General features: G+C 70.8%; 21 protein-coding genes and 2 pseudogenes. 12 read left to right on the forward strand and 11 right to left on the reverse strand.

What is annotated here, in order from left to right; genetic code table 11:
- Nucleotides 1–511: 511 nt before the first annotated feature.
- The 8 genes from P3T29_RS30800 to P3T29_RS30835 all read left to right on the forward strand — a co-directional run bounded on the left by P3T29_RS30800 (nucleotide 512) and on the right by P3T29_RS30835 (nucleotide 10,357).
- Entirely contained in the window at nucleotides 512–1,870 is a 1,359-nt protein-coding gene (locus tag P3T29_RS30800; protein ID WP_280719973.1) for a hypothetical protein, read from the forward strand.
- Nucleotides 1,867–2,949 (forward strand): Gfo/Idh/MocA family oxidoreductase, encoded by a 1,083-nt coding sequence (locus P3T29_RS30805; protein WP_280719974.1) that lies wholly within the window; start codon nucleotides 1,867–1,869, stop codon nucleotides 2,947–2,949. The genes P3T29_RS30800 and P3T29_RS30805 overlap by 4 nt, the downstream gene beginning before the upstream one ends.
- Complete coding sequence (locus tag P3T29_RS30810) at nucleotides 2,946–4,187, forward strand: hypothetical protein (RefSeq protein ID WP_280719975.1); 1,242 nt, start codon at nucleotides 2,946–2,948, stop codon at nucleotides 4,185–4,187. The genes P3T29_RS30805 and P3T29_RS30810 overlap by 4 nt, the downstream gene beginning before the upstream one ends.
- Before the next feature lie 49 nt (nucleotides 4,188–4,236).
- Entirely contained in the window at nucleotides 4,237–5,103 is an 867-nt protein-coding gene (locus tag P3T29_RS30815; RefSeq protein WP_280719976.1) for a phytanoyl-CoA dioxygenase family protein, read from the forward strand.
- Nucleotides 5,100–5,771 (forward strand): ABC transporter ATP-binding protein, encoded by a 672-nt coding sequence (locus P3T29_RS30820; RefSeq protein WP_280719977.1) that lies wholly within the window; start codon nucleotides 5,100–5,102, stop codon nucleotides 5,769–5,771. The genes P3T29_RS30815 and P3T29_RS30820 overlap by 4 nt, the downstream gene beginning before the upstream one ends.
- On the forward strand, nucleotides 5,750–6,475 hold the full coding sequence (locus P3T29_RS30825) for a hypothetical protein (RefSeq protein WP_280719978.1): 726 nt from the start codon (nucleotides 5,750–5,752) through the stop codon (nucleotides 6,473–6,475). The genes P3T29_RS30820 and P3T29_RS30825 overlap by 22 nt, the downstream gene beginning before the upstream one ends.
- Nucleotides 6,472–7,170: a hypothetical protein gene (locus tag P3T29_RS30830; protein ID WP_280719979.1), complete on the forward strand. Its 699-nt coding sequence runs from the start codon at nucleotides 6,472–6,474 to the stop codon at nucleotides 7,168–7,170. The genes P3T29_RS30825 and P3T29_RS30830 overlap by 4 nt, the downstream gene beginning before the upstream one ends.
- A gap of 220 nt (nucleotides 7,171–7,390) precedes the next feature.
- Nucleotides 7,391–10,357, forward strand: coding sequence for a BTAD domain-containing putative transcriptional regulator (locus P3T29_RS30835; RefSeq protein WP_280719980.1), 2,967 nt, complete (start codon nucleotides 7,391–7,393; stop codon nucleotides 10,355–10,357).
- Nucleotides 10,358–10,450: 93 nt separating this feature from the next.
- Here P3T29_RS30835 and P3T29_RS30840 read toward each other — a convergent pair whose 3' ends face one another.
- Entirely contained in the window at nucleotides 10,451–10,666 is a 216-nt protein-coding gene (locus tag P3T29_RS30840; protein ID WP_280719982.1) for a hypothetical protein, read from the reverse strand.
- 267 nt (nucleotides 10,667–10,933) lie between these two features.
- Between P3T29_RS30840 and P3T29_RS30845 the strand changes: the two genes are divergently transcribed.
- On the forward strand, nucleotides 10,934–11,185 hold the full coding sequence (locus tag P3T29_RS30845) for a hypothetical protein (protein WP_280719983.1): 252 nt from the start codon (nucleotides 10,934–10,936) through the stop codon (nucleotides 11,183–11,185).
- A 190-nt stretch (nucleotides 11,186–11,375) separates the two neighbouring features.
- Here the strand turns inward: P3T29_RS30845 and P3T29_RS30850 are convergent, their stop codons facing one another.
- The 7 genes from P3T29_RS30850 to P3T29_RS30880 form a co-directional block, all read right to left on the reverse strand.
- Complete coding sequence (locus tag P3T29_RS30850; protein ID WP_280719984.1) at nucleotides 11,376–11,597, reverse strand: hypothetical protein; 222 nt, start codon at nucleotides 11,595–11,597, stop codon at nucleotides 11,376–11,378.
- A 262-nt stretch (nucleotides 11,598–11,859) separates the two neighbouring features.
- Nucleotides 11,860–13,050 (reverse strand): GNAT family N-acetyltransferase, encoded by a 1,191-nt coding sequence (locus tag P3T29_RS30855; protein WP_280719985.1) that lies wholly within the window; start codon nucleotides 13,048–13,050, stop codon nucleotides 11,860–11,862.
- Nucleotides 13,047–14,288: an MFS transporter gene (locus tag P3T29_RS30860; protein WP_280719986.1), complete on the reverse strand. Its 1,242-nt coding sequence runs from the start codon at nucleotides 14,286–14,288 to the stop codon at nucleotides 13,047–13,049. Before P3T29_RS30860 ends, P3T29_RS30855 begins: the two co-directional genes overlap by 4 nt.
- A 92-nt stretch (nucleotides 14,289–14,380) precedes the next feature.
- Nucleotides 14,381–14,494, reverse strand: a complete 114-nt coding sequence (locus P3T29_RS30865; protein WP_280719987.1) for a class III lanthipeptide — start codon at nucleotides 14,492–14,494, stop codon at nucleotides 14,381–14,383.
- Nucleotides 14,495–14,505: 11 nt separating this feature from the next.
- Nucleotides 14,506–14,619 carry a class III lanthipeptide gene (locus P3T29_RS30870; RefSeq protein WP_280719988.1) on the reverse strand — a complete coding sequence of 38 codons (114 nt, stop codon included), beginning with the start codon at nucleotides 14,617–14,619 and terminating at the stop codon, nucleotides 14,506–14,508.
- Between the two features lie 62 nt (nucleotides 14,620–14,681).
- The gene (gene lanKC / locus P3T29_RS30875; protein WP_280719989.1) at nucleotides 14,682–17,318 is read right to left on the reverse strand and encodes a class III lanthionine synthetase LanKC; all 2,637 of its coding nucleotides are present in this window, start codon (nucleotides 17,316–17,318) and stop codon (nucleotides 14,682–14,684) included.
- A 775-nt stretch (nucleotides 17,319–18,093) separates the two neighbouring features.
- A complete protein-coding gene (locus P3T29_RS30880) occupies nucleotides 18,094–18,504 on the reverse strand; it encodes a DUF4258 domain-containing protein (protein WP_280719990.1) in 411 nt (136 codons plus the stop codon).
- 360 nt (nucleotides 18,505–18,864) lie between these two features.
- Here P3T29_RS30880 and P3T29_RS30885 point away from each other — a divergent pair, with 360 nt between their 5' ends.
- Entirely contained in the window at nucleotides 18,865–19,542 is a 678-nt protein-coding gene (locus P3T29_RS30885; RefSeq protein WP_280719991.1) for a response regulator transcription factor, read from the forward strand.
- Nucleotides 19,543–19,738: 196 nt separating this feature from the next.
- Here the strand turns inward: P3T29_RS30885 and P3T29_RS30890 are convergent, their stop codons facing one another.
- Nucleotides 19,739–20,788 (reverse strand): integrase core domain-containing protein, encoded by a 1,050-nt coding sequence (locus tag P3T29_RS30890; protein ID WP_348532880.1) that lies wholly within the window; start codon nucleotides 20,786–20,788, stop codon nucleotides 19,739–19,741.
- Between the two features lie 158 nt (nucleotides 20,789–20,946).
- Here P3T29_RS30890 and P3T29_RS30895 point away from each other — a divergent pair.
- Nucleotides 20,947–21,420 (forward strand): annotated as a pseudogene (locus P3T29_RS30895) (IS5 family transposase); the annotation flags it as partial.
- On the opposite strand, the gene P3T29_RS30900 reads toward P3T29_RS30895, so the two are convergent.
- Entirely contained in the window at nucleotides 21,404–21,946 is a 543-nt protein-coding gene (locus P3T29_RS30900) for an AAA family ATPase (protein ID WP_280719992.1), read from the reverse strand. The pseudogene P3T29_RS30895 and the gene P3T29_RS30900 overlap by 17 nt on opposite strands.
- 547 nt (nucleotides 21,947–22,493) lie before the next feature.
- Between P3T29_RS30900 and P3T29_RS30905 the strand changes: the two genes are divergently transcribed.
- On the forward strand, nucleotides 22,494–23,123 hold the full coding sequence (locus P3T29_RS30905) for a hypothetical protein (RefSeq protein WP_280719993.1): 630 nt from the start codon (nucleotides 22,494–22,496) through the stop codon (nucleotides 23,121–23,123).
- A gap of 22 nt (nucleotides 23,124–23,145) precedes the next feature.
- Here the strand turns inward: P3T29_RS30905 and P3T29_RS30910 are convergent.
- Nucleotides 23,146–23,583 (reverse strand): annotated as a pseudogene (locus tag P3T29_RS30910) (IS701 family transposase); the annotation flags it as partial.
- Between the last annotated feature and the right edge of the window lie 174 nt (nucleotides 23,584–23,757).

Here is a 23,757-nt window from a genome sequence, read left to right on the forward strand (position 1 = left end):
GGCCGAGCAGACCCGAAGCCCCCGGACCAGCAGGCTTACCCGACTCGCCCACCAACTCGCAGCCTGATCACCGACCCGAATAGAGCAACAGAGTCGACGACCCGTTCAAAGTACAGACCGTCGGCTACCTCGACACCCCCGAGGACGACCTCGCCGCCCTCACTGCCGGGGCCGCCTTCCTCAGGCCCGGCGGCCACCTCGTCATGAAGCTGACCACCCGGGAGCACGGCGAGCGATGACGTCCCGGCTGGCGTCTATCGGCCGTAGATCGCCGAAGATCGTTCGTCGATCCGCGTGAGCGAAGCTTCTTCGTGTCGGGGGAAACAGCCCCCGCGACGAGCCGAAGGAGGTGAATTCAATGACCATCACCCTGAAGGAGGCCGCCTGAGCCGGCGTTGACGTGGCAGGTGCGGGTCTTCACGCGAAGGCCCGCACCTGGCCCGTCCTCCGGGTACTGCCGCTCGGCGCGCCTTCCCCTGCGTACCTAGGTGTCGAGAACGACGGAGAGACGATGACTGGTCACCACTGGTGGCACAACGCCAGCTTGCGCACTGCGGCTGCAGTGGGTGAGGGGTGGCGGCTTTTCCAGGAGGTCTACCTGCCTGGCGAGTACGACCGGGCGGTGCTGGACGGAGTCCGGCGGGAGCGGCTCACCGAGGCTCTGCGCCGCGCCGCTCGCACCCCCTACTTCGCGCCGTCCCTGGCGGACACGCGGATCGTTGCGGAGCGGGCGGAATCCATCCTGGCCGGTCTGCCGGCCCTGGAGAAGGAGGTCCTGCGCCACACGCCCGAGGCGGTCACCACCGGACTCGTCGACGCCTGGGACGAATTGCGGGTCCACACCTCGGGGACCACGGGGGACCCCGTGTGGATCACCCACGACAACTCGCGGCTCACCGAATCGGCCGCCACCAATCTGCGCTTCCTCGCGGCCTACGGGCTCAGCCCCGGAGTCCGCATCATCCGCGCCACCGCGGATCCAGCCCACGCGCCGGTGGCCTTCGAAACGATGCACTACCTCGGCGGCGCCCTGGTGCTGCGGATCAACGTGTCGTCCCTCTCCGCCGCGGACACCCGCCACCTGGAGCGCCTGTGTGCGGACTTCAAGCCGGACATCCTGTGGGGACAGCCGCTCGAGGTGCTGCTGGCGGCGTTGCGGCAGAGCGAGGGAGTGCTGCGACTTCCGCCGTTGTCGGCGGTCTTCACGCACGGGGACAGTTTCGACGCCAGCACGCGCCGGACGATCACCCAGGTCTTCGGGTGTCCACACTACGACCAGTACGGACTGCAGGAGTTCGGCCGGGTGGCGTGGGAGTGCCCGCAGAGCCCGGGCACCTACCACGTGGAGGAGGAGCGGCTGGCCGTCTCGGTCGACGAGCACTCCCAGCTCCTGATCAGCTCCCTGACGAACCGGGCGATGTCGCTGCTGCGCTACCGCCCCGGTGACGGCGCGCGACTGCTGGGCGAGCCTTGCCCCTGCGGGCGTCCGCACGCCCGGATGACCGGTCTCGTCGGCCGCAAGCGCGCGTTGATCGAGGACGCCGACGGGGCGCTGATCAACGTCAAGCCAGTGCGTGCCGTGATGGACCGCACGCCGCTGCACCGCTGGCAGATGCGCCAGGAGGAAGCCGGCCGGCTGGAGGTCCTCATCGTCCCCGTGGACCTGTCGGACGGGGCGCGCATTGCCGAGGAGGTGCGCGCCGAGCTGAGCCGGACGGTGCGGCTGGACGTGCTGACCGTGCGTCCCGTCGAACTGGTCGAGCTGGCGACCGCCGCTGGCAAGGCACCGCAGTTCCGCCTCTTCACCACGCAGCACGCGTTGAGCGACGCGCTCACTCACGGGAGCGCCCCCAAGGTGAAGCGGGGATGAGGGTCGCGGTCATCGGAGTCGGGAGGATCGGCGGCCTCCACGTCGCGAACCTGCGCGCGGCCAGCCACCGCACGGTCACCGTCGACCTCCGGCCGGAAGCGGACTTCCGGGACGTCCGCGAGGTGCCGGACGCGCTCGTCCCGCAGATCGACGCCTGGGTCGTCTCGACACCGACGCACCTGCACCTGCAGACGCTCCGGCAGATCCTTACCCGCGCCCGCGCGGCGCGCGTCCTGCTGGAGAAGCCGGCCGCGGTTCCCTCGGAACTCGCGGCGCTCAGCCGGACGCTGGACGAACACCCCGACGCTCGCGTCGTGGTCAACAACGTCTACGCCAACAGCTCCGCCGTCCACCAGCTGGCCGGGAGCGTCCGCCGTCTGAGCGCGTCCGACCCGATACGGCGGATCACCATCGAGTTCACCAAGAACCGGCTGTCCGACGTCGCCGCAGGCCGTTTCGTGGACACCGACTACGGAGAGATCGGCTACGAGTGGTTCCACATGCTGGCGATCCTGCGGGAGCTGCTGGACCCCGAGGACTACCGCGCCTATCTGGCGACGCCCTGGACGGCCGCCACGCGCGAGGTACGGGTCAGTACCAGCGGGCGGGGGCTGCCCGACATCGAGCTGTACTCGTCCATGCGCGGCAGGGTGGGCTTCCCGCGTCTGGCCGGCCCCCTGTTCGCCTCGGCAGCCGCGCGGCAGGAGATCGCGACGAGGGACATCGGCTTCGGGGCGGGCCTGCGCTATCGGTTCGCGGACGTCGAACTGGCTTCGGGTACGCGGTGCTGCCTGGTGTACGAGCCGTACTACGCGGTCCTGGACAGCTACAAGAACACGCACGCCGTGGTGACGTCCACCGCCACCGGCGCGGAGGTCACCACCGTGGCCGAGAACCAGCTCGCCACCGCGCTCACCGCCCAACTGCGGGCGTTGACCTCGGCTCCCGGCGGCTTGGTCCGCCTCTACCAGGAGGAACACACCCACATGGCCCGGCTGGCCGCACACATCGGCTCATACGAGGCGAACCCGGCCCCACGGCTGGGACTCGCCGGACAGAGGAATGAAGTAACGATATGACCGTCCTGCTGGACACAGACTTCGCCACGCTGCTGCGACTCAACCCCGACATCTTCCTCGAACTGGCCAACCGGGCCGACGCAGTGGAGGGGCAGCACGAGCGGGTACGCCACGCCCTGCACGAGGATGCCCGGGCGCGCGAGCTCTTCGCGACCGCCTGCTGCTTCGAGGCCGCCTACGGTGAGAGCTGGATCCACCAACAGGGAACGCGTTCTGGCTACCTGTCGCTGGAGCTCGCCGAGGACGCCCTCGACCCGGCGGACTACCAGGCCCTGCTCGCCACGATCGTGTTGTCGCGGTCGACCTCGTTGCCCTACGACTACCGGGCCCTGGCGGCCCAACGGCTGCGGTCGGCCGGCTTCGAGGCCCACCGCGCCCTCCTGGAGGAGGCCGCCGGCGACTCGGTGACCGCGCACATGCGGGACCTGCACACCAAGACCCGGATCCGCACGGACGGGATCGACCACCTCTTCGACGTCCCCGACCGGGTGGAGCAGCGCCTCGCCCTGCTCGCCAGAGCCGCCGAGCTGAAGACCCGCGAGAGCCGTTCGCTGCTCGCCTCCCGGGTCCTGAGCGGTGGCCCGCAGGCCGGAGGCAGCCGCCCCGGGACCGCGCCGTCGTCCCATCTGAGCGCGCCCGCCGAGCAGCTCATCGCCGAGGACGCCGACTGCGCCATGGTCGACCCGTGGGACTACCTGGTGCCCTGGGACCAGGAGTTCCAGCCCGGCGCCGCGCAGGACGCCGCCCTGACGCTGGCCGAACTGCTGCGGATCACCCTGCTCTGTCCGGAGTTCAAGCTTCCCGACGCGACGGTCAGGCCCCTGCTGATCGCCTTCTACCGCTCCGTCCTACGGACCTCGGGCAGGTCCATCATCGGTCTCGGCGCCGGGGTGTTCCACGTCGAACACGGCACGGCGGCCTTCCCCTCCTACTTCTACCTGGGGCGCGACGCCGTGCTGGGCAAGGGCTGCGTGGTGGACTGCGTCGGAGGCGCCGTGATCCAGCGCGGCAGCTTCCTCGGCGGCGGTTTCATGCCCATCCTCATCCACACCCACAAGCATGTGCGCCGGCAGGGGGAACCCGGGGTGGCCGAGCGCAAGCGGGTGCTGCCGTGCGTCTTCGCGGCCGAGACGGGCGCGCGACTGCCCATGTCGGCCATCGGCCTGTTCGAGACGGCCGACCACCTGGACACCGGGGTCACGCCATTCGCCGGCATCCGCGCCCTGCCGCTGGACTGACGGCCACCAGAACAGACCTGCCACCCTCTGACGCATCCTGGAAGACAACGTGACGGCACCGATCCCCGCTCCCCCCGGGTTCACCCCCGACGAATGGGAGACCTTCGAACGCGACGGCATCCTGATCCTCGACGACGTCCTCAGCCCCGGCGAGACCGCCGCACTGCGCGACGCCGTCGACGCCCGCACCCCCAGGGCACGGCAGGGGGACATCGTCGCCCTCGACAGCCGGTTCGTGCCGCTGATCGACCATCCCCAGCACGTCGGCCGGATGTTCGACGTCTACGGCGACATGCTGAAGCTGCTCTCCAGCGAGCTCTTCCGACGCGAACCCGGCCAGGCCAACCGGAACAACTGGCACTTCGACGGCCCCCGGCTGCTGCCGTTCGGCAGCTTCAGCGACCGGGCGCCGCTGCGCGTCAAGGTGGGCTACTGGCTCACCGCGCTGCCCCGGAAGGAGATGGGCAACCTCATCTACGTCCCAGGCAGCCACCGTTGGGACCACCTGCCGCAGTACCACACCCACGAACCCCACCCCCAGGAGAAGCACCTGACCGTCGGGCCCGGCGCCATGACGCTCATGTGGGGCGGACTCTGGCACCGCGTCGACGTCAACCGGAGCCGGACCACGCGCCGCAACGTCTTCCTGGAGTACGGCCCGTCGTGGCTGGTCGCCACCGACCGCACCCACACCGACCCGCAGTGGGCCGCCGGGCTCTCCCGGGAACGCCGCATCATCCTGCGGGCGTACGACGACCCGAACCAGGGCGTCAAGCCGCCGGCAGAGGACGTCCCTCTCTACCTGGACCGCCTCGGACAGGACGCCCCGGACCCGGTGGGCACCCGCTACGTCGACCACGTCCCGCTCGAACTGCGCAGGCGCACCACCTGGGTGGAACGGCGGGGCAAGGCGTGAGCCCCCTCTTGGAGCTCAACGACCTCTGGTACACGTACCCCCACGCCGGGCCGAACCCCGTCGCGGTGCTCCGGGGTGTGCGGGCCGAGGTCCACGAGGGGGAGACCCTGGGAATCGTCGGCGGCAACGGATCGGGCAAGAGCACGCTGCTGAAGATCCTCGCCACCCTGCTGCGCCCGACCGCCGGCCAGCTGCGCTACCGGGGCGAGCCGATCGGATCCGTCCCCACCGCCTACCGAGCCGCCGTCAACTACTCCGCGGGCGCCCCGCTGGGCTTCTACCCCCGGCTGACCGCGGCGGAGAACCTCCGCTTCTTCTCCGGTCTCAAGGGCACCACCCTCACCCGTCACGGAGCTGGCGGGCTGCTGGACCGCGTCGGGCTCGCGGACCAGGCGGACGTCCTCTACGCCCGGTTCTCCCTCGGCATGCGCCAGCGCCTCCACCTGGCCCGCCTGCTGCTAGAGCCCTCGGCCCTGTGGATCGTCGACGAGCCCACCAACGGTCTCGACGCCGACGGGGTGCGCCTGCTGCAGGAGCTCCTCGGGGGCGCCCCGGACAGGGCCACGGTGGTCGTCAGCCATGACCGCGAGTTCCTGCACCGGATCGGCGCCCGCATCCTCATCCTGAAGGAAGGCCAGGTCGCACGGTGCGCTTCACTCTCCTCCTGATCCGGGTGCAGTGGATCGACCGCCGTGCCACCTCCTCCTTCATCATCGGCATCACCCTGCAGACCGCCCTGCTCACCCTCGCGCTGGCCCACCGGGCGACCGGAGCCGGGCCGGCGCTGGTCCTGGCCTGCCGGGCAGCCCTTCTCACCTGCGTGACCATCGTCCTGCTGTCCGCGATGTCCAGCGTCCAGAACGAGTTCCGCTACGGCACCATGGAGAACGTCCTGCTCGGACGGGTCCCCCTCGCCCGGCTGCTGGGCCTGCGGGCGGCTTCCTGCGCGGTCGTGATGTCCCCGGCGCTCTGCCTTCCGTTCGCCGGTGCGGCGGTGGCCTTCCCCTCCGTCCTCGGCCCGAGGACGCTGCTGCTCATCGCCATGCTCTACCTCTGCCTGGCCGCGATCTGCTACCAGTGCACGCTGCTGCTCTGCCAGTTCGCCCGCCCGTCCGCCGCCGTGCCCTGGTTCCGACTGGCCCTGCTCCTCGTCGGTATGTCCGTCGTGCCCTTCCCGAGGGCGCGGCAGGTCGCCGAATTGCTGCCGACGGGTTGGGTCATCGCGTACGCGGCGGGCACGCGGGCCGTCGTCGCGCTGCCGATGTTCCTCGCCACCGTCTCCCTCTGGACCTGCGCGGTCTGGCTGGCCTTCCGCAAGCGGCTGCGCCCCAGCATCGAACGCAGCCTCGTCGACGGGCGGGCCGCGCTGTGACCACCCGAAGCATGGTCCGCCTGCTGCTCCTCGCCCGGGTACGGCAGGAGGGCACGTCGCAGTTCCTGGTCAGGGTCGTCCCCTTGAGCCTGCTCAACGTCCTGCTGCTCTTCGCGGTCCTCGCCACCGCGGACGGCCGCGGATTCGACCTCATCGGCTTCACCCTGCAGTACGGCTACTTCGTCCCGATGACCGCGCTGTCGGCTGCGGTCGGCACCTGGGAGGTGGAGCTCGTGGCCGGTGTCGCGGAGGAGTTCCTGCTGCGCCCGTCCCGCGGTCTGTGGGCACGGCTGCTGACGAGCCCGGTGGAGGCGCTGCCCCCCTTCGCCCTCTTCGCCGTGCTGATCCTCCTCGCACCCCTGCCGTGCGCCCAGCGCCTCGCCCACCTGGCGATGGCGACCGGGATGCTGGTGGTCTTCCTCCTGCTCGGAACCGTCCTCGGCTACTGCTTCGGCTTCCGGCACGAAAAGGCGGTGAACAACTTCCTGGCGTCGGTCACCTGGGTCCTCGGCTTCGGCCCCGGACCCTTCTTCGGCGCACGGACCAGCGGCGTCGCCCGCCTCTTCCCCGGAGGGTTCTCCATCGAGGGCGACTTCGCCCTCGAATGGCTCAAGCTCGCCGCAGTGACCCTCCTCGCCGGCGGCCTGCTGTGGTGGGGCAGCAAGCCCCGTCGGCAGCGGGTCTTCACCCGGTGACCAACCACCGGGCCCTCGTGGGCGGCGGACCTCGTCACACCTCGGGCACCGGGCGCACGCACGCGGTCACCGACCGCCACCCAGTCCGAAGTACTCCCTGCAACTGATCCACCCGGCAGCCACGGGTTCCCTCCGTGTCGGACACGCCCGAGCGAGGCGTGAGAGCGGACACCCGAACACGTGGCTATGCTCGGCTGGCTCACAGGTAAGGGGGGGCACAATGCAGACCAATACGTTCGAGGTCCTGGGGCCACTACGGGTGCTATGGGACGACGTCAGAATCGCCGTCGGGCCGCCGCAGCAGCAGGCGATGCTGGCCGTGCTGCTGCTGCGCGCAGGCCGGGCCGCCACGGTGCAGGAGGTCATCGCGGGGATCTGGGGGGAGGAACCGCCGGACACGGCGCTCTCCTCGGTGCGCACGTACGCCTGGCGCTGGCGCCGGGTACTGGAGGAGAGCCGGGCCGAGCCGCGGGTGCTGGTGTCGGCGGGGGACGGCTACCGGCTGGCGTTCCGGGCCCAGGACCTGGACGTCGCACAGGCCGAGACGCTGGCGGCCACGGCTTTCCGGGCTGGCGAGGAGGGGGAACCGGCGAAGGGGAGCGAGCTGCTGTCGCGAGCGCTCGACCTGTGGCGGGGCGATGCGCTGGCCGGCATCCCCGGGCCGTTCGCGGAGCAGCAGCGGTCGAGGCTGGCCGAGCTCCGGTGCGCGCTGTGGGAGGAGCAGGTGCGTCTGGACCTGCGGCTCGGCCGGCACGCCCTCGCCATCCCGAAGCTCAGGGAGTTCACCGACGAGCACCCGCTGCGCGAGCATCCGTACGGACTGCTCATGCAGGCGCTGTACGCGGCGGGCCGGCAGGCGGACGCCCTCGCGGTGTACGACCGGGTCGGGCGGCTGCTCGACGATGAGCTCGGAGTCGCACCCGGACCGGAGCTGAAGGACCTGCGGCAGCGGATCCTGCAGAACGATCCGGCACTCGCCCCGGTACCGCGCACCACGGCGGTGCACTCCGGCAGCGGGCTGGCCGGCGACCCCGCACGGCGGGACGCCGCGCCGGCTGCGGGCCTCTCGCCGAGCCTGCCCGTACCGGCGCAACTCCCGGCCGACACCCCGGACTTCACCGGCCGCACGGACGGTGTTGCCCGGCTCGTCGCGGCGCTCGGCCTGCCGGCGCCCCGGACGGTCTGCGTGACGGTCGTCGCGGGCATGGCCGGTGTGGGGAAGACGGCGCTCGCGCTGCGCGCCGCTCACCAGGTGCGCGGTCACTTCCCCGACGGCCAGCTCTACGCCGACCTGCGCGGCAGCGAGCAGCAGCCGGCCGATCCCGGGCCGGTGCTGGGCAGCTTCCTCGCGGCCTTCGGCGTCACCGGCAAGGACCTGCCGGAGCACGAGGACGACCGCTGCCGGCTCTACCGCTCGCTGCTGGACGGCCGACGCGTCCTGGTGGTGCTGGACAACGCCCGCGACCTCGCGCAGGTCCTGCCCCTGCTGCCCGGCTCGGCCGGCTGCGCAGTGGTGCTCACCAGTCGGCCCCGGCTCTCCGGTCTCCCGGTGACGGCCCGCGTGGACCTGGACGTCTTCACCCCGGACGAGGCGCTGGGCCTGTTGCGGCGGATCGTCGGACCGGACCGGATCCGCACCGAACCGGACGCGGCCCGGGAGCTGGTGGAGACCTGCGGCTGCCTGCCACTGGCGATCCGGATCGTCGCGGCCAGGCTGGCGGCCCGCCCGGCGTGGACGGTGGCGGCGCTGAACGCCCGGCTGCGGGACGAGAGAAGGCGCATCGCCGAACTGCGCACCGGCAACCTCGCGGTGTCGACCGCCTTCGCGTGGGGCTACCAGCAGCTGACCGCGGACCAGGCGCGCGCGTTCCGGCTGATCGGTGCCGTCGGCGCGCCGGACATCGGCATCCCTGCCGCCGCCGCGGTGCTCCAGGCCGACGAGGAGGTGGCCGAGGAACTGCTGGAGTCCCTGGTGGATGCCGCCATGTTGGAGTCCCCGGCGCCGGGGCGATACCGCTTCCATGACCTGGTGGGAGCGTTCGCACGGCAGCTGGCGGCCGACTGCGACGCGGCTCAGACCGGGCAGGCGCTCGCCCGGTTGCTGGACTTCCTGCTGGCCGGCGCGTCGGCGGCGTTCCGGCGGATGGCGCCCGGGGACACGGCGCTCGGGCTCGTGCCGCTGGCGCGGGCGGCCGCGCCGGTGTTCGACGACGTCCTGGCGGCCCGGACCTGGGCCGCAGCCGAGTTCGAGGGCGCGGTCTCGGCCGTCCTGCTCGCGGTCGGCGCGCCGGACCCGGCGCCGGGGGTGGTGGGCGTGGTGGCCGATCTGCTGCTGGCCTTCAGTGCCTTCGGCTCCGTCATCCGGTACGAGCGGCTGGTCTCGGCCGCCGAGTCGGTGGCTGCGGCCGCCCATGCCTGCGGCGACCGGCGGTCGGCGGGGCGGGCGCATTTCCTGCTCGGCAACATGGCCGTCCAGCACGGGCGACTGGCCCGGGCGCTGGACCGCACCCGGCTCGCGATGGCCATCTGCCGGGAGGTGGGCGACACCGTCATCCTGCAGCAGGCACTCAACGACCTCGGCCTGACCGCTCTGCGCCGGCAGGACTTCGACGAGGCGCTGCAGTGCTTCGACGAGGCCATCACGCTGGCCCGTGACCTGGGCCAGCGCTCCGGCGAGCTGGTCGCGACGGCGAACGCCGCGCTGGCCAGGGTGCAGAGCGGCCATGCCGCCGAGGCACTGCCCTCCTGCGAGGCCGCGCTGCACGGGCTGCGCGCGGTGGCGGACCACCACGGCACCGCGTTCGCGCTCCACGTCCTCGGACGGGCCCAGCACGAACTGGGCCGGTACGACCTGGCGGCCGCTCGGTACCAGGAGTCCCTGGACGTGTGCGCGGCTGCCAGCATCCGCGGCCTGGAGGCCGTGACGCGCTTCCAGCTCGCCGACACGCTGCTCGCACTCGGCCGGATCGAGGAGGCGGTGGCGCTGGCCGAACTGGCCGTCGCGAACTGCGAGGAGGCCCGGGCCGAGCACAACCAGGGAAGGGCCCTGCTCGTGCTGGGCCGAGCCCTCGCCCGACTCGGGCAGAGCGACGCGGCCCACCAGCGCCTCGACCAGGCCCGCCTGCTGCTCACCCGGGCCGGGCTGGCGGAGGCGGCCCAGGCGGAGCAACTACTGGCAGCGTTCTGAGCAGCGCCGTCGGTGCGGTCAGCAGGGTGGCCGCAGGCTGGGCTCCGCTTTCCACCGCTGTGGCGGGTGCCCCCGGACGGCCGCCCGACGGCCTCAGCTGTCGTGCGGCCGCCAGGGGTTGGCTCCCGTGTTGTTCCACTCCGGCGGGATGCCTGCCCGGGAGGGATGCCCGCCGGCGGCGGCTGTCCGGTGCGTCGGCACCGCCGACTTCGTCGCGGCGTAGCCGGTCAGGGCGAGTGTTAGCGCGGTCGCCACGGTGGCGGTCAGGACGGTGGTCTGCACCACGAGTCGCTGTGCTGCTCGTTGCACGGTGATGTTCCTCTGTTGCACGGGGCTGGTACGCGTCCGATGCTGGCAGCCGCCGATATACGACCGATAGACGCGACCGCCGGGGCGCTGCCGAGCGCCCCGCCCGTGCGCCGGCGACGCCGGACGCACCGAGGACGTACGGCTGCGCCAGGCCCGCCAGGCGCTGCTGGAAGCCGTCGCCCGCCACCACCACAAGGGCCCCGCCCCGGTGGCGGGCACCGGCCGACCGTGGTGATCACCCCGGGCCGGATCCGGGAGAATAAGCAGATGACCAGTCAGCTCCCCCGCGGTCTCACCGCTCTGATCCCCACCGCCCACACCATGGTGACACCCGGCGAACGGGCCGCCGCCCAGATGCTCCACCTGCGCGAAGCCACCGTCCCGGTGCCCGTCCTCGCCGCGGCCGTCGAGCTGATCGCCGCCCACCTGGACGACACGGATCCGGTCACCCGCGAAGCCGCCACCGCCGTCCACGCCCGGCTGCTCGCCGCGCTCGAGGACGCCGCGCCCGGCCGGTAGCCGGGCGCCTCTGGTGAATGTCCCAGCACCGTCCCAGCCCGGGCGCAGAACGCCGCTACCAGGCATAACAGGGTGGGACAGTCATAGGACTGTCCCACCAAAACATTGGTCTGCGTGACGGTCCCGGCTTTGCGGCGGTTGCGCCCGGTGTGAAGGGTGGCGGGCACGGCCGCCGGAGCCGTGCCCGCGATCACGGCGGCGCGCAGGTCGGCGTCCGGCGTCCCGGCGGGTGGCCGCTCGGGTTGGCTCCGCCGCTGTTGCCGGCCCCGTCGATGCGCAGCCTCTCCGCGACCATCCCCGGCAGGCCGGCCCGCTCGGCCAGGCGGAGCAGCGGCACCAGCCCGGCATCCGCGACCGGGTTCGACTCGTCGAAGGCAGCGCGGACCGCCGCGACGGCATGGGCAGATTGCATCTCGCGGATGTTCTCTCGATCTGTGGACCTGGAACCGTAGGAAGTCCCATCATCCCAGGTCAGAGGGCATCCGCGCCCTCATGTCCAGGCCCTGGACCGGCTACTGACCGGTGGATCCGGGTTCAGACACAGCCACTGACATTCCAACAACATGGCGGCAATGGAAAGCTTTGATGCTTTGCGGCCGGGTGACGAGATCGGCCACGTTCCAGCGCTGCGGGTTGCTCCAGTTGCAGTCCCGGGTCCGTGACGTCGTCAGCCGTCAGACATACGTGCCGCACCACGGTTCCTCCGCCGCGCGGAACAGCCGGTCGGCCGTAGGCAGCGCCTTGGGGTCGAGTACGGTCACGGCCCCGGCTGTCGCCAGTGCCGAGGGACGTACCCCGCCCAGGTAGATGGCCGCCAGGGCGCTGACGGACAGGGCGAGCTGGGCGGGTCCGCGAGTCCGGCGTACCTCGTCGGCCCCCACCAGGTAACGACCCGAGTTGTCGGACAGCAGGGGGTCGTGCACGTCGATCGCGATGCCGGCCCCGTCGGGGTACCGGCGGGCCCGCAGGGCTGCCGGCACATCGACCAGACGCAACCACATCTCGTCGCGGACCTCGGTGACCCGGCAGACCCGTGGGTCCGTGAACAGCCACTCGACCGGTTCGTCGAGCGGACGGGTCCTCAGCCGTATCTCGTCGACCAGTTCGACGCCGAGCAGGAACTGCCACAGCCCCAGCCAGGCCTGCGGGGTGCGAGCGTGCATCTCGTCCACCTCGAGCACCGTACGGGCCGTTCCGCCGGCGCTGGTTCCGCGCACGCTGTACCGGACGATCCCGTCGGGGCCGTCGGGGCCGTCGTGCACCACGAACCGTGAGAACAGCCCGGCCGTGGTCAGTTCGTGGTTCATCAGCTGCTCGTACCAGGGCCACCTGCCGATGGAACCGGGGCGGGAGCGAGTGCGCCCGTAGATCTCGTCGCACAGTCCGGCGATCTCGCCCGGGGCCGGCACGTAGCTGTGCCCGCCCGGCGGGACCTCGGCCGCGAGAACGGCCCGGCGACGGTCGATGACGAGGTCGCGGCAGCGGGTCGCCACGCCGAAGCCGAACCGGCCGTAGATCCCTCCCTCACTGGGCCGCAGCATGGCGAGCGGCTCCGGCGTGTCCCGCAGTGCGGCCGTCATCAGTGCCGTCCCCGCACCCCTGCGGGTCTGCCCGACCCGGACCGCGAACCGGAAGTGCACGCTGAGCGGCGCGCGTTCACCGCCCGGTACGACGAGATCGGTGGGCACGCACTGGTGCATGGCAATCAGCTGGTCCTCGCTGAGCGCGCCCCGTACACGGCCCGGCTCCAGGGACGGCGACAGCTCCGGCCAGTCCCGGTCGGGAACGGGCGGCTGGTGCAGCGAGTCGCGGAACAGGTCGAGCGCGTCCCGGTGTTCGGCGCTGTCCAACATGCGTATCTTCAACGGTCATCCCGGTCAGGAGTGGTGGCGAGGGGGGCGGCGGCGTCAGCGGGACCGGAGCGCAGCGCCCGGGTCCGGGTACTGAACAGCGCCAGGGCCGTCAGGGGTACCGCGAACACCGACAGGACTGCCGGGGCGGGCAGCACCCCCAGAAGCAGGCCCGCGGCCACTGGCCCTGTCGCGGCGACGAGCCTGGGTACGGTCTGGAAGACGCTCTGGACCCGGCCGATGATGTCCTGCGGCACCTCCTCCAGGAGCATCCTGTTGGTGAGCACCCCGATCACCGGGGTCGCCACACAGAAGCAGCCGGCGAGCAGGGCGCCCCAGGGCACCCGGTCCGTCACGGCGATGGCGGACACGGCGAGTGCCCCGGTCCAGGTGGCGGCGAGGATCAGGGTGCGCGGGCGGGCCCGCCGGACGGCCGGCAGCGTGACCGCGGAGCCCAGCAGGTTCCCGGCCCCGGTGCAGGCGGTGATCAGGCCCGTGCCCAGGGCGTCACCGGAGGCGGACGCGCTGACGACGAGGACCACGACGGCTCCGTTGATCCCGAAGTCGGTGACGATCACGTTGAGCGTCATGTAGCGCAGGACGGGGTGGCCGCGCAGGAAGCGCCATCCGGCCGTGACATCCGTCCAGCGCGCGGACGGCCGGCCCGCAGGTCCGGTGGTGGTGGCGGCGACGGTGGGCAGCGTCGCCACGAGTGCGGCGGAGACGAGGAAGGACGCGGCATCCATCGCGAACGGCAGGGCGGGCGACACCTCGTAAAGCGCGGCACCGGCCAGCGGGCCGAGGATGGTCACGATCGCGGCTCGCCCCTGGTTGGCCGACAGCGCCGTGGACAGTTGCTCCGCGGGCACGGTCGCCCGCAGTGCGGTGGCCGCTGCCGCGAAGAACGGCACGCCGAGTGCGCTGTTGACGGCCGTGACGCCGAGCACGGTGGCGACCGTGACCTGGTGGGTCACGACCGTGCAGGTCATCGCGCCGAAGGCGATGCCCCGCACGAGGTCGGCCCGCACCATCACCGCCTGCCACCCCGTCCGGTCGACCAGCAGACCCGCCCAGGGCAGGGCGAGCAGCATGAACGACGCACCGGCGAAGCTGATCAGCCCGACGCTGACCGGACTGCGCGAGGAGGCCATGACGAGCAGGGGAAAGGAAACCAGCGATGCGAAGGTGCCGAGGGAGGACAGGGTGTACGAGGCCCACAGGCGCACGTACGTCTGGTTGCGGTACAGAGCCACCACTGTCTTCGCCCTCCCTCCGTTCCGATGTGCCGGGCCCCGGACAGCACCAGTGGGCGGTGGTGTCCGGGGCCCGTTCGCGTGCTCGCCCGCTACTTGATCGTCAGACCCGTGCAGTGGTTGCTGGCGCTGCTGGCGAGGGCCGGCTCGCCCTCGCTGTCGATCTCGGCGACCGGCAGTTCCTGCAGTTCGAGGATCGCGTTCATGTGCTCGCTCCCTACTTGATCGTCAGGCCGGTGCAGTGGTTGCTGACGCTGCTGCTGAGGGCCAGGTCGCCCTCGCTGTCGATCTCGGCGACGGGCAGTTCCTGGAGCTCGAGGATCGCGTTCATGTGCTTGCCTCCTGATGGATTGCCAATCCGGTGCCGGACGGCACCGGAAATCTGGGACGCCCTCAGACGGGCGTGACGGGGGGTGCGGGCAGTCCGGCCGCCTCGGCCCAGGCCGACTCCGCCCAGGCCGGCTCCGTCGGGGCGGGCGGCGGCGCGGCGGCCCGTTCGCAGGCGCGCAGGGCGAGCAGGACGCCAGCGGTGCCGTTGCTCAGGTCCATGGACAGCCGCAGGAGCTGGTGCCCGGGAAAGGCCACCCCCGGTGCCCCGGCCGTTCCGGCGGGGCGGGGCACGGCGTGCCAGGACAGCCGGCGGACGTGGTGGGCGAGCCCGGCGAGCGGTACCGGGTGCGACTGCCGCCCGGCCAGCGCCGTCATCAGCCCGGCCCGCCCCATGAACAGGCCGGGCTCCACGGTGAACGGGGTGTGGCAGGCCAGCAGGATGCCGCGGTGCAGCGTGTCGAGCCGCTCGTCCGGCCGGTACTGGTGGCAGAGGGCCACGGCTTCCGCGAGTCCGGCGCTGCCGAGGCCCAGGTATGGCAACAGCCGTGCCCCGTCGACCAGCGCCACCTCGCCGGCGTCGTCGGTGCGGCAGTGCGCCAGATCGAGGTCGAGGGCACGCCGGGCGTGGTCCAGGTAGCCGCCGTCCCCCGTGTCCTGGTAGCGGCGCAGGAAGAACAGGGCGGCGCCGGTGAAGCCGTACATCAGTCCGGCCCGGGGGACGGCCGGAGCGTCGGCGCGACCGTCGGCCGCGGCGCTCACGAGGTCGGCCAGGCGCTTGGAGACGCCGGCGAGTTCGCCCTGCCAGTGCGGGTCCGCGGTGGTCCGGGCCACGTGGCGCAGTACCAGGGCGACCCCGGCGAGGCCTTCCCGCAGATCGGGGGACCTGGTCGAGGCGACCTCGGGGGCTGCGCGGTCGAGCGCGTCGAATGCCTCCTGCTCGTGGCCCAGGCCGTGCAGGACGAGGGCGGCGCCGTGGAGTCCGGTGTGCAGGCCGCTGAGGGCCGAGGTCCGGCGGGTCGCCTCCGCCAGCCACCGCACGTGGTCGGGGTCGGTCTCCTGGCCCGCCGAGTGCAGGGCGTACAGCACCCCGGCGGCACCGTAGGCGAGGTTGTATCCGCCGTCCTCCAGGCCCCTCGGATCCCCGGGGAAGAGCCGATCGGTGCGCTCCGGCGTCGCGCTGGCGCGTATCGCCCGCGCCAACGAGGCCATGAGCGTGCCCATCGCGGGACCGCCGAGGTCCTCGGCCGCTGCAGCAAAGGCCTGGTCCGGCGCCGGGCCGGGCCTCTCCCGGGTGGCGGGCCGGCCCAGCCCCGTCCGGATCTGATCGGTCAACTCGGGTGGCACCGGGAAGAGTTCACCAACCGCGTCGGCCAGTTCGGCGGTCTTGTGGGGGTCGAGGTCGAGCATCAGTGTGAGCGGCACGAAAAGCGCCATGCGCAGGCAGTCGAGGGCATAGGTGTCCCGGTCGGTGCCCTGCGAAGCGTGCTGGGCGACGAAACCGGGGCAGGCGATGGCCGGTGCGGGGTCGAGGCCGGGACGATGAGCGATCTCGAAGTCCACCAGGGCGATACGTCCGTCGGGCCGCACCATGACGTTGCGGGGGTGCAGGTCACCGAACACGTATCCCCGTGCGTGGAGCGTGGCCAGCGCCCGCTCTGTCTGGTCGAGGATGTCGAGCACGGTCCGCGTGTACGCGGCGGAGGCGGCAGGGCCGGCGGCTGCCCGGGTGGCCGGATTGCGGGCGGCCAGGAAGTCCCACAGGGTCTCGCCCTCGATGTACTCCTGGGCGAGGTAGTGGTGTTCCCAGACGGTGAACGTCTGCTTGAACCCCGGCACGAAGTCGAGGTCGCCGAGCGCTTCCAGGGTCCGTGCCTCGCGGTACAGGCGGGCGACCGCGTCGTCCCCGTTGCCGTCGACTCCCGCGTACGGCCGGGCCTCGCGCAGCACCACCCGGCCGCCCGTCCGCGGGTCCGTGGCGAGGTAGATGCCGCCACCGTTCGAGAAGTGGAGCGCCTTCTCCACCGCGTACGGCATCGGGGGTTCCGCGTGGCCGGCGGCAGCTGTCGCGGCCATCTGGTCCTTGAGGAAACCGGGGACCTCCACCCATGCGGGCGGCCGGAATCCGGGGCCCCGCACGTCCGGTACCAGCGTGCCGTCGGGCTTGCGTACGGCGAGCACCCGGCGCCCCTTGGCGTCCGTCGTGTGCATCTGCCGGAACCCACCGAAGCGCACGTAGAGCGGCCCCTGGCGCCACCGCAGGTCGCTGAGGATGTACGGGCCCTCGCGTCCCTCCAGCGGCACCGACAATTCGTCGAGTACCCGCTTCAATTCCGCGGTGTCCGAGGGATAGATGGTGATCAGTTTGCCGCTGCTGCCGCGGGGCGCGTACTTGCTGTTCGTCCGCAGATGTGTTGCCGGACTGGTCAGGACCTTGAACGGCATGTGACCGCGAAGACAGTGCTTGGCAACGATGTCAATGACCTCGGCCGCGTCCCGGGGGACGACCGAGACGTGCACCTTCCAGCCCTGGTCCGGGAACTCGTGCCCGGTCGGGGCGAAATGACTCCAGACGTCGTCATGGGAGACGGTCCAGCCCTCAGGTGGCTGCCGCCCGGTCAGTTCGAAGAGCTGTGAGGAGCTCTCTCCCGGCCGGTCGTAGAAGTCCGAGCCGGTCTGACAGTACCGAAGATAGTCGTCCACGAGGTCACACTCCCGATCATCGAGCCGTGCGTGGTGTCATCCGCCGTCGGGCGTGCGGTACCCCGACCGTCTTGGCTACCGCGTGAACCTCGTCCAGGTCGATGTTCACGCTGTCGCCGGCCATCCGTCCCGCCCTCTCCCGATGTCTGCTCCCCGACGGCGCGGGCCGGTGACGGGCGTTGCAGCGAGTCCCGGGGCGATCGGGTGAGCCAGGGGCCGAACGCGGTGCCACGGGCAAGTCCCGCACACCCGCGGCTGCCGCACGAGATAATCCTGACGGGGGCCGTTTACGTTCCACATGCGTCTCACCAACGCGTCGGCATCGCGCCGACAGCAGGAAGCAAGCCTCGGAAGGGGATCGAACTCGCGTCAACGCGAGCCGAAATCCTCCGCGCGCTGCCGGTGGGCGGTGGCGGCGGGGGCCAGTCCGGCGGCGTCCTCGACGGCGATTGAACCCATGCCCGACAGCGCGACGGACCCACGAGGCCACCGGTCGGCCGTCGGCCGGGACGCGCTGAGCGCCTGTGGGGCTCGGAAAGTCATCGCTGCTGGTCAAGCTGCGTATCGGTACAGCCGGACGCCCACCCGCCAGACGGCCCGCCGCAGGCGCGGCGGAACCCCAGCCGTGCGTCCCGCCCGCCCTACAGGGCTCTCAACCAACCCGCCACGGCCAGAGATTGCCTCAACAGAGCTTCGAAAACCGCTTCGACGCCGTCATGGCAGCGAGTCTGCCAGAACCACGCGGCGGTTGGGCCGCACGCCGGACATCACGCGACTACGCCGAAGCCTTGGGGTCGTTCCACCAGGCGGTGATGGCGACCCAGCCGCCCTCACCGACCCCGACGATGACCGTCAGCAAGCCACCGCTCATTCCCAGGTCGTAGCGCCACTTACCGTCCACGCACTCCGCGTGGGGGGCCCTGATGCGGATGGCGTCGTCGAGCTCCTTCCGGCTGATCCCGCGTTCGGCCATTCGATCCTGGACGTGCCAGCTGAGCCTGTTAACTGCACTGGGCGCCACCTCCGAATCACAGTGCGTGGGCGGCTGGAACGGCGGGGCCCAGCGGGCCACGGCAGTCGGCGTTGCCGCAGCCGGTGACGCGGCCAGTGCCGAAGTCGGGGCGAGCGCCAGCATCGCGGCCAGGGGTGCGAGAAGTGCGAGGGCAACCTTCTTCGAGCCGAGCATCTGATTCCTCCAGGTATCGCTTCGTTATGAGTGGTCAGCCACGCGTCGTGCCCCCGGGGCTCCGTTAGGCGGACAGGATCGTGGCACCGCCGGACGGGGCGACGGCTTTTCCTGCTACGCCCGCCGGTGACATCCGGTCCGTGTGGATGACAGTAGGCCGATCGTCCTGAATGAAGTCTGAGAAGAGCTGAGGATTTCTTCAGACCTGGTGATCCGTCCACGAGGCAGTCCGGAATTCGCCCTGACCCCGAACCGGAATCAGATATTCACCAACAGGGTCCACAAATGTCCACGGCCCGGATCTTCCCGGCAATTCAGACAACATCACTACAGAGACGGCGAGTTGACTATGCTGAAGCAATGCGATTGCTGATAGTCGAGGACGAGGTACGGGTGGCCGAGCTGCTCGGCCAGGGGATGCGGGCCGATGGCTATGCCGTCGACGTGGCCTTTGACGGGATCCGGGGGCTGGAACTCGCGCAGGCCGGGGAATACGCGGCGATCGTGCTCGATCTCATGCTTCCCGGGCTCAGCGGCTACCGGGTCTGCGAGGAACTGCGCCGCGCCGGGAATCCGGTGTCGATCCTCATGCTCACCGCGAAGAACGGTGAGTACGACGAGGTCGACGCTCTCGACTGCGGCGCCGACGACTTCCTCAGCAAGCCTTTCTCCTACCCGGTACTGACGGCCCGCCTGCGCGCACTCGTACGCCGTGGCGCGAGGGGACGTCCCGCAGTGCTGTCGGCGGGCGATCTGCGGATCGATCCGGCGGCTCGGCGATGCACCGTCAGCGAACAGCAACTTCGGCTCACGGGAAAGGAGTTCGGAGTTCTGGAATGCCTGGCCCGGCGCGTTCAGCAGGCTGTGGCGAAGAGCGAGATCCTCGACGCCGTCTGGGACTCGAACTTCCACGGGGACGTGAACATCGTCGAGGTCTACATCGCGGCCCTGCGACGCAAACTCTCAGCCGCCGGGGCGGGTTGCGCCATCGAGACCGTCTGGGGCATCGGATACCGGCTGGTTCCCCTTGCACGCTGACCGCCTACGTCCCCTGTCCCGGCTACGGCTCTGGCGCCGACTCGCGGTCCGGACCCGGGCCGCGCTGGCGGCGGCGGCCACCGCCGCTCTGGTCTGCCACCTGGCCAGCCACTCGGTGAGCCTCTTCGTGCACGACAAGGTCCTGGCGATGTCGGTCAACCAGGCCCTGTGGGGCTCGGAAAGTCGTCGCTGCTGGTCAGACCGCGTATCGGTACTCGTTGATGACGCCGCCGAGGACGCGGGTGCGCAGGAGTCTGCGGGTGTCGAGGTTGTGCACTGTGGTGGGCTGTTGGTCGCCGCCGGGCGGTAGTTGATTCCGGGCCCGGTGGGGTCGGTGCTCGTTGTAGTGCCGCTGGTAGGCGGCCAGGACGTGGCGGGTGTGGGCCTCGTTCACGATGAGGATGTGATCGAGGGCTTCGCGTCGGATGCTGCCGGTCAACCGTTCGCAGTGGGCGTTCATCCGGGGAACTCTCGGCGCGCTCTTGATCACTTCCATGTCCTCGGATTCGAAGACGGCGTCGAAGGACTGCCCGTACTTGCCGTCCCGGTCGCGCAGCACGAAGCGCAGGGCCTCCATGCGCGTGCCCAGGTCGGCAGCCACATTCCGTGCCTGCCGCACCGCCCACCCCCGGGTGGGATGGGCGGTGACGCCGGCGATGTGCAGGCGCCGGGTGCCGTGCTCGAGGAACGCCAGTGCGTACAGCCTGTGGCCGAGCACCGTGTCGAGATAGAAGAAGTCCACCGCGAGGATGCCCTCGGCCTGGGCCGTGAGGAACTCGCGCCAGGTCGGCCCGGCGCGGCGCGGAGCCGGGTCGATACCCGCCGCGCGGAGAATCTCCCACACCGTGGATGCGGCGATCGGGTGCCCGAGACGGGCCAGCTCGCCCTGGATCCGCCGGTGCCCCCACCCCGCGTTGTCCCGAGCCAGCCGCAGGACCAGGTTCTTGACTGCCGTCTTCGTCGGTGGTCGCCCGGTGCGGGTGCGCCGCGCACCGTAGTCCCACTTCGCCGCGATGAACCGGCGATGCCAGGCCAGCAACGTCCCGGGAGTAACCGGAAAGACTTCGCGCCACCGGTGACGGGGTACCAACCCCGAAAGCGCCGCCAGCCAGAACCGGTCCGCCGGCTCGAAGCGGACCGGGCCGGCGATCTGACAGCGCAGCACCGCGTTCTCATGCCGGAGCACGAGCAGCTCCGCGTCCTTCGCCGTGTCGCGGCGCAGCAGCACCCCGGGGACGGACAGCAACTTGCGGCCACCTTGTACAGCAGCGAGACGATCACCCGGACATGGTGCCAGCCGAGATCGCCCTACCGCTCTCACCTGCAGCGATGACTTTCCGAGCCCGACAGGATCTGCAGGTCGAGCCGCCCGGCGGCGTCTTCGCCGAGCCTGACGACCACGGACTCGGGCGCTCACGCGGCGGACTGACCACCAAGATCCACCTGGCGGTCGAGCAGGCCCAGAAGCCAATGTCACTCGTGATCACGGCCGGGCAGCGAGGTGACTCCCCGCAGTTCCAGGTCGTCCTGGACCGCATCCGCGTGCCAAGGCTCGGCCCGGGACGCCCGCGCACCCGGCCGGACAAGGTTCGTGCCGACAGGGCCTACGGCTCCCGCGCGAACCGTGCCTACCTGCGCCGACGCGGCATTCGCTGCACGATCCCCGAGAAGCGGGACCAGATCGCCAACCGCAAGAAGCGCGGCTCCCACGGAGGCCGGCCACCGAAGTTCGACAAGGAGGACTACAAGGAGCGCCACGCGGTGGAGTGCGGGATCAACCGCCTCAAGCGCCACCGCGCGGTGGCCACGAGGTACGACAAGCTCTCCGTCCGCTACGAAGCCACCGTGCTGGTCGCGGCCATCAACGAGTGGCTGTGAGGGACTCAGCCAGCGCTGGGATGTCGACCGGCCGGGAGGTGTCCACTCGGTGGACGATGCCAAACCCGAGCGGCTCGGCAGTACGGGACCACAACCCCCAGTCCCCGCCGAAGCCGCCGGGGCGCTCGGGATGCACCGGGTGTCGTTCGGCGATTCGCTCGGCGAACCGGCGGCGGGCCACGTCCAGCGGCACCTCGCACCAGATCTCACGCACTTCCGCCACGCCCGCGCGTTGAAGGCCGGCCTTCACGATCGGCCGCATGTGGGCCAACCATGGGTTCTCCAGAACAGCCCTGCCCCGCGCGTCGCCGAGCAGTGTCCACAAGGTCTCTCCGGCGGCAACGCCCAGAACGCGGCTCCACTCGTGGTCCGGACACTCCGGCGCGCGAAGGCCCGCCAGCGTGTCCGCCAACGTCTCCTTGACCGCGTCCTTACTGAAGAGCGGGAGGCCCATTTCGGCCGCCAAGGCCCGCGCGAGCGTCGTCTTTCCCGCTCCAGGAAGCCCGTTGACCAGTACCGTGACCATCCGACGACTCTAACGCCGGATGCTCAGCCCCTGACGAGTAGCCAGCCAGAAAGACCCACTTCTGAAACAGACCCTAGTACTCCAGTGTGACTTCGTGATCTACGAGGAGGAGGGTGTGAGGAGCCGTCGGCGGTAGTGGCAGCGGCGGGCGATCCTGGTGGCGTCTGCGCCAGTTTGACCAGTGCAGCAGCCTGCTCGGCGATGCGTTCGGTGGGTTCAGCAGCGCTCCGAGCAGGTAGGTGACCACGGTCTCGCATGGCACCTGAAGGGCCGCCAGTTCGGCAGCGACCTCCTCGGCTTCCGTCGCCCACTCGGCGAGCAGCTGACGACCGCGCTGCGCAAGGACAAGCGACGCCACGAGCAACTGCGCGACGCATTCACCGTGCCCAAGCGGATGAACCCCGCCACCGCGCCGGCTGCTGGCCTCTACGGCTGGCCGGGGACATGCGGGAACCGGTTCAGACCCGGGGCCATCTCACCTAGGCCTCGACCGGGACAGGGCCTATGTGGCCCTACTCGCTCAAACCCACGCCAACCAGGAGTAGCCATGACACCGCGCTACATACCCGCCGCCGTTGCCCTGTCCGTGCTCGCCCTCAGTGCTGCCGCCTGCTCCACCGACGCCGGACCCACCACCACACCTTCGGTGTCCGTCGATTGGAGGACCGACGCCAAGCCGGTACCGCTCGGCACCTCCGTCACAACCGGGCACCTCACTCTCACCGCGCTGCGTCGCACGTCGGGCCCGACGGTGGACCTCTACGAGAAGCACCCTCGCCTGCATTTCGAGGTTGCCATCTCCAGCAAGGGTGGACCCGGATTCAGCGAGGGCCTCGGCGAGGCCATGCTGCACTGTGACGGCGACCAGGCTGACCTGAGCGGCAAAGCGTACACCTCGTCCACCTACTTCCCCCGGCAGGGCATCCAGGGCGGAACGAGCAAGACCTTCACCGTGGACCTCGGCTACCCGACCACCGGTTCGGGCGCGGACCACACGCTCAAGCTCCGTGACTGTCACACGGTGACACTCGATTTCATGGAACTCAAACTGGTCAACCCGTACTCGACTGTCCCGGCTGGAGGCGTGCGCATGGGTGTCGGGGCGTCATGGACAGTGCCGACCGATGTGCTGGAACAAGCGGTGAAGATCGGCATCCACCCCGAGGACAACTCCTAGTACTCCAGTGCGACTTCGTGATCTATCTGGTTGAGCGGTCGGCGAGTCGTCGCCGGTAGTGGCTTCGGCGAGCGGTGGCCTGATGGCATCTGCGCCAGTTCGACCAGTGCAGCAGCCTGCGTGGGGAAGTACTGGGTGGGTTCAGTAGGACGCCGAGCAGGTGGCGGATCTCCGGGACGGTCAGGTCGATCGGGTCGCTGCTGCGAGCGGGACGGTTCGGCTGGGCGGGTCTTGATGGTGTCGCGTCGGCGGCCAGGACGGTGAGGAAGGCCAGCGCGAGCATGGCCAGGGTGATGTGGCGGTACCAGGCGGTCCAGTGGCGGACCTGGTAGTGGTCCAAGCCGACCTGGCCCTTTGCCGCCTGAAAGCACTCTTCGATGCACCACCTCGTGCCTGCGACCCGGACCAGCTCCGACAGCGGCACTCGCCGTGGCGACCAGCACAGATAGAAGGCGAGCTCGCCGCTGGCGGGGTTTCGGCGGCTGAGGAGGTGTCGGTGGCCGTCGGTGTCGGTCTCGATCCAGGCCCAGTCGTATTGACCCAGTCTCCCCGGCGTGAACGTCGGGGATTCCTAGCGCGTCCCGCGCAACCGCTCCGCGAGGGCGTGCTACCTGGTTCCTGGTTCCTTCCCCTG

It is taken from the genome of Kitasatospora sp. MAP5-34 (assembly GCF_029894335.1).
Classification (GTDB): Bacteria; Actinomycetota; Actinomycetes; order Streptomycetales; family Streptomycetaceae; genus Kitasatospora.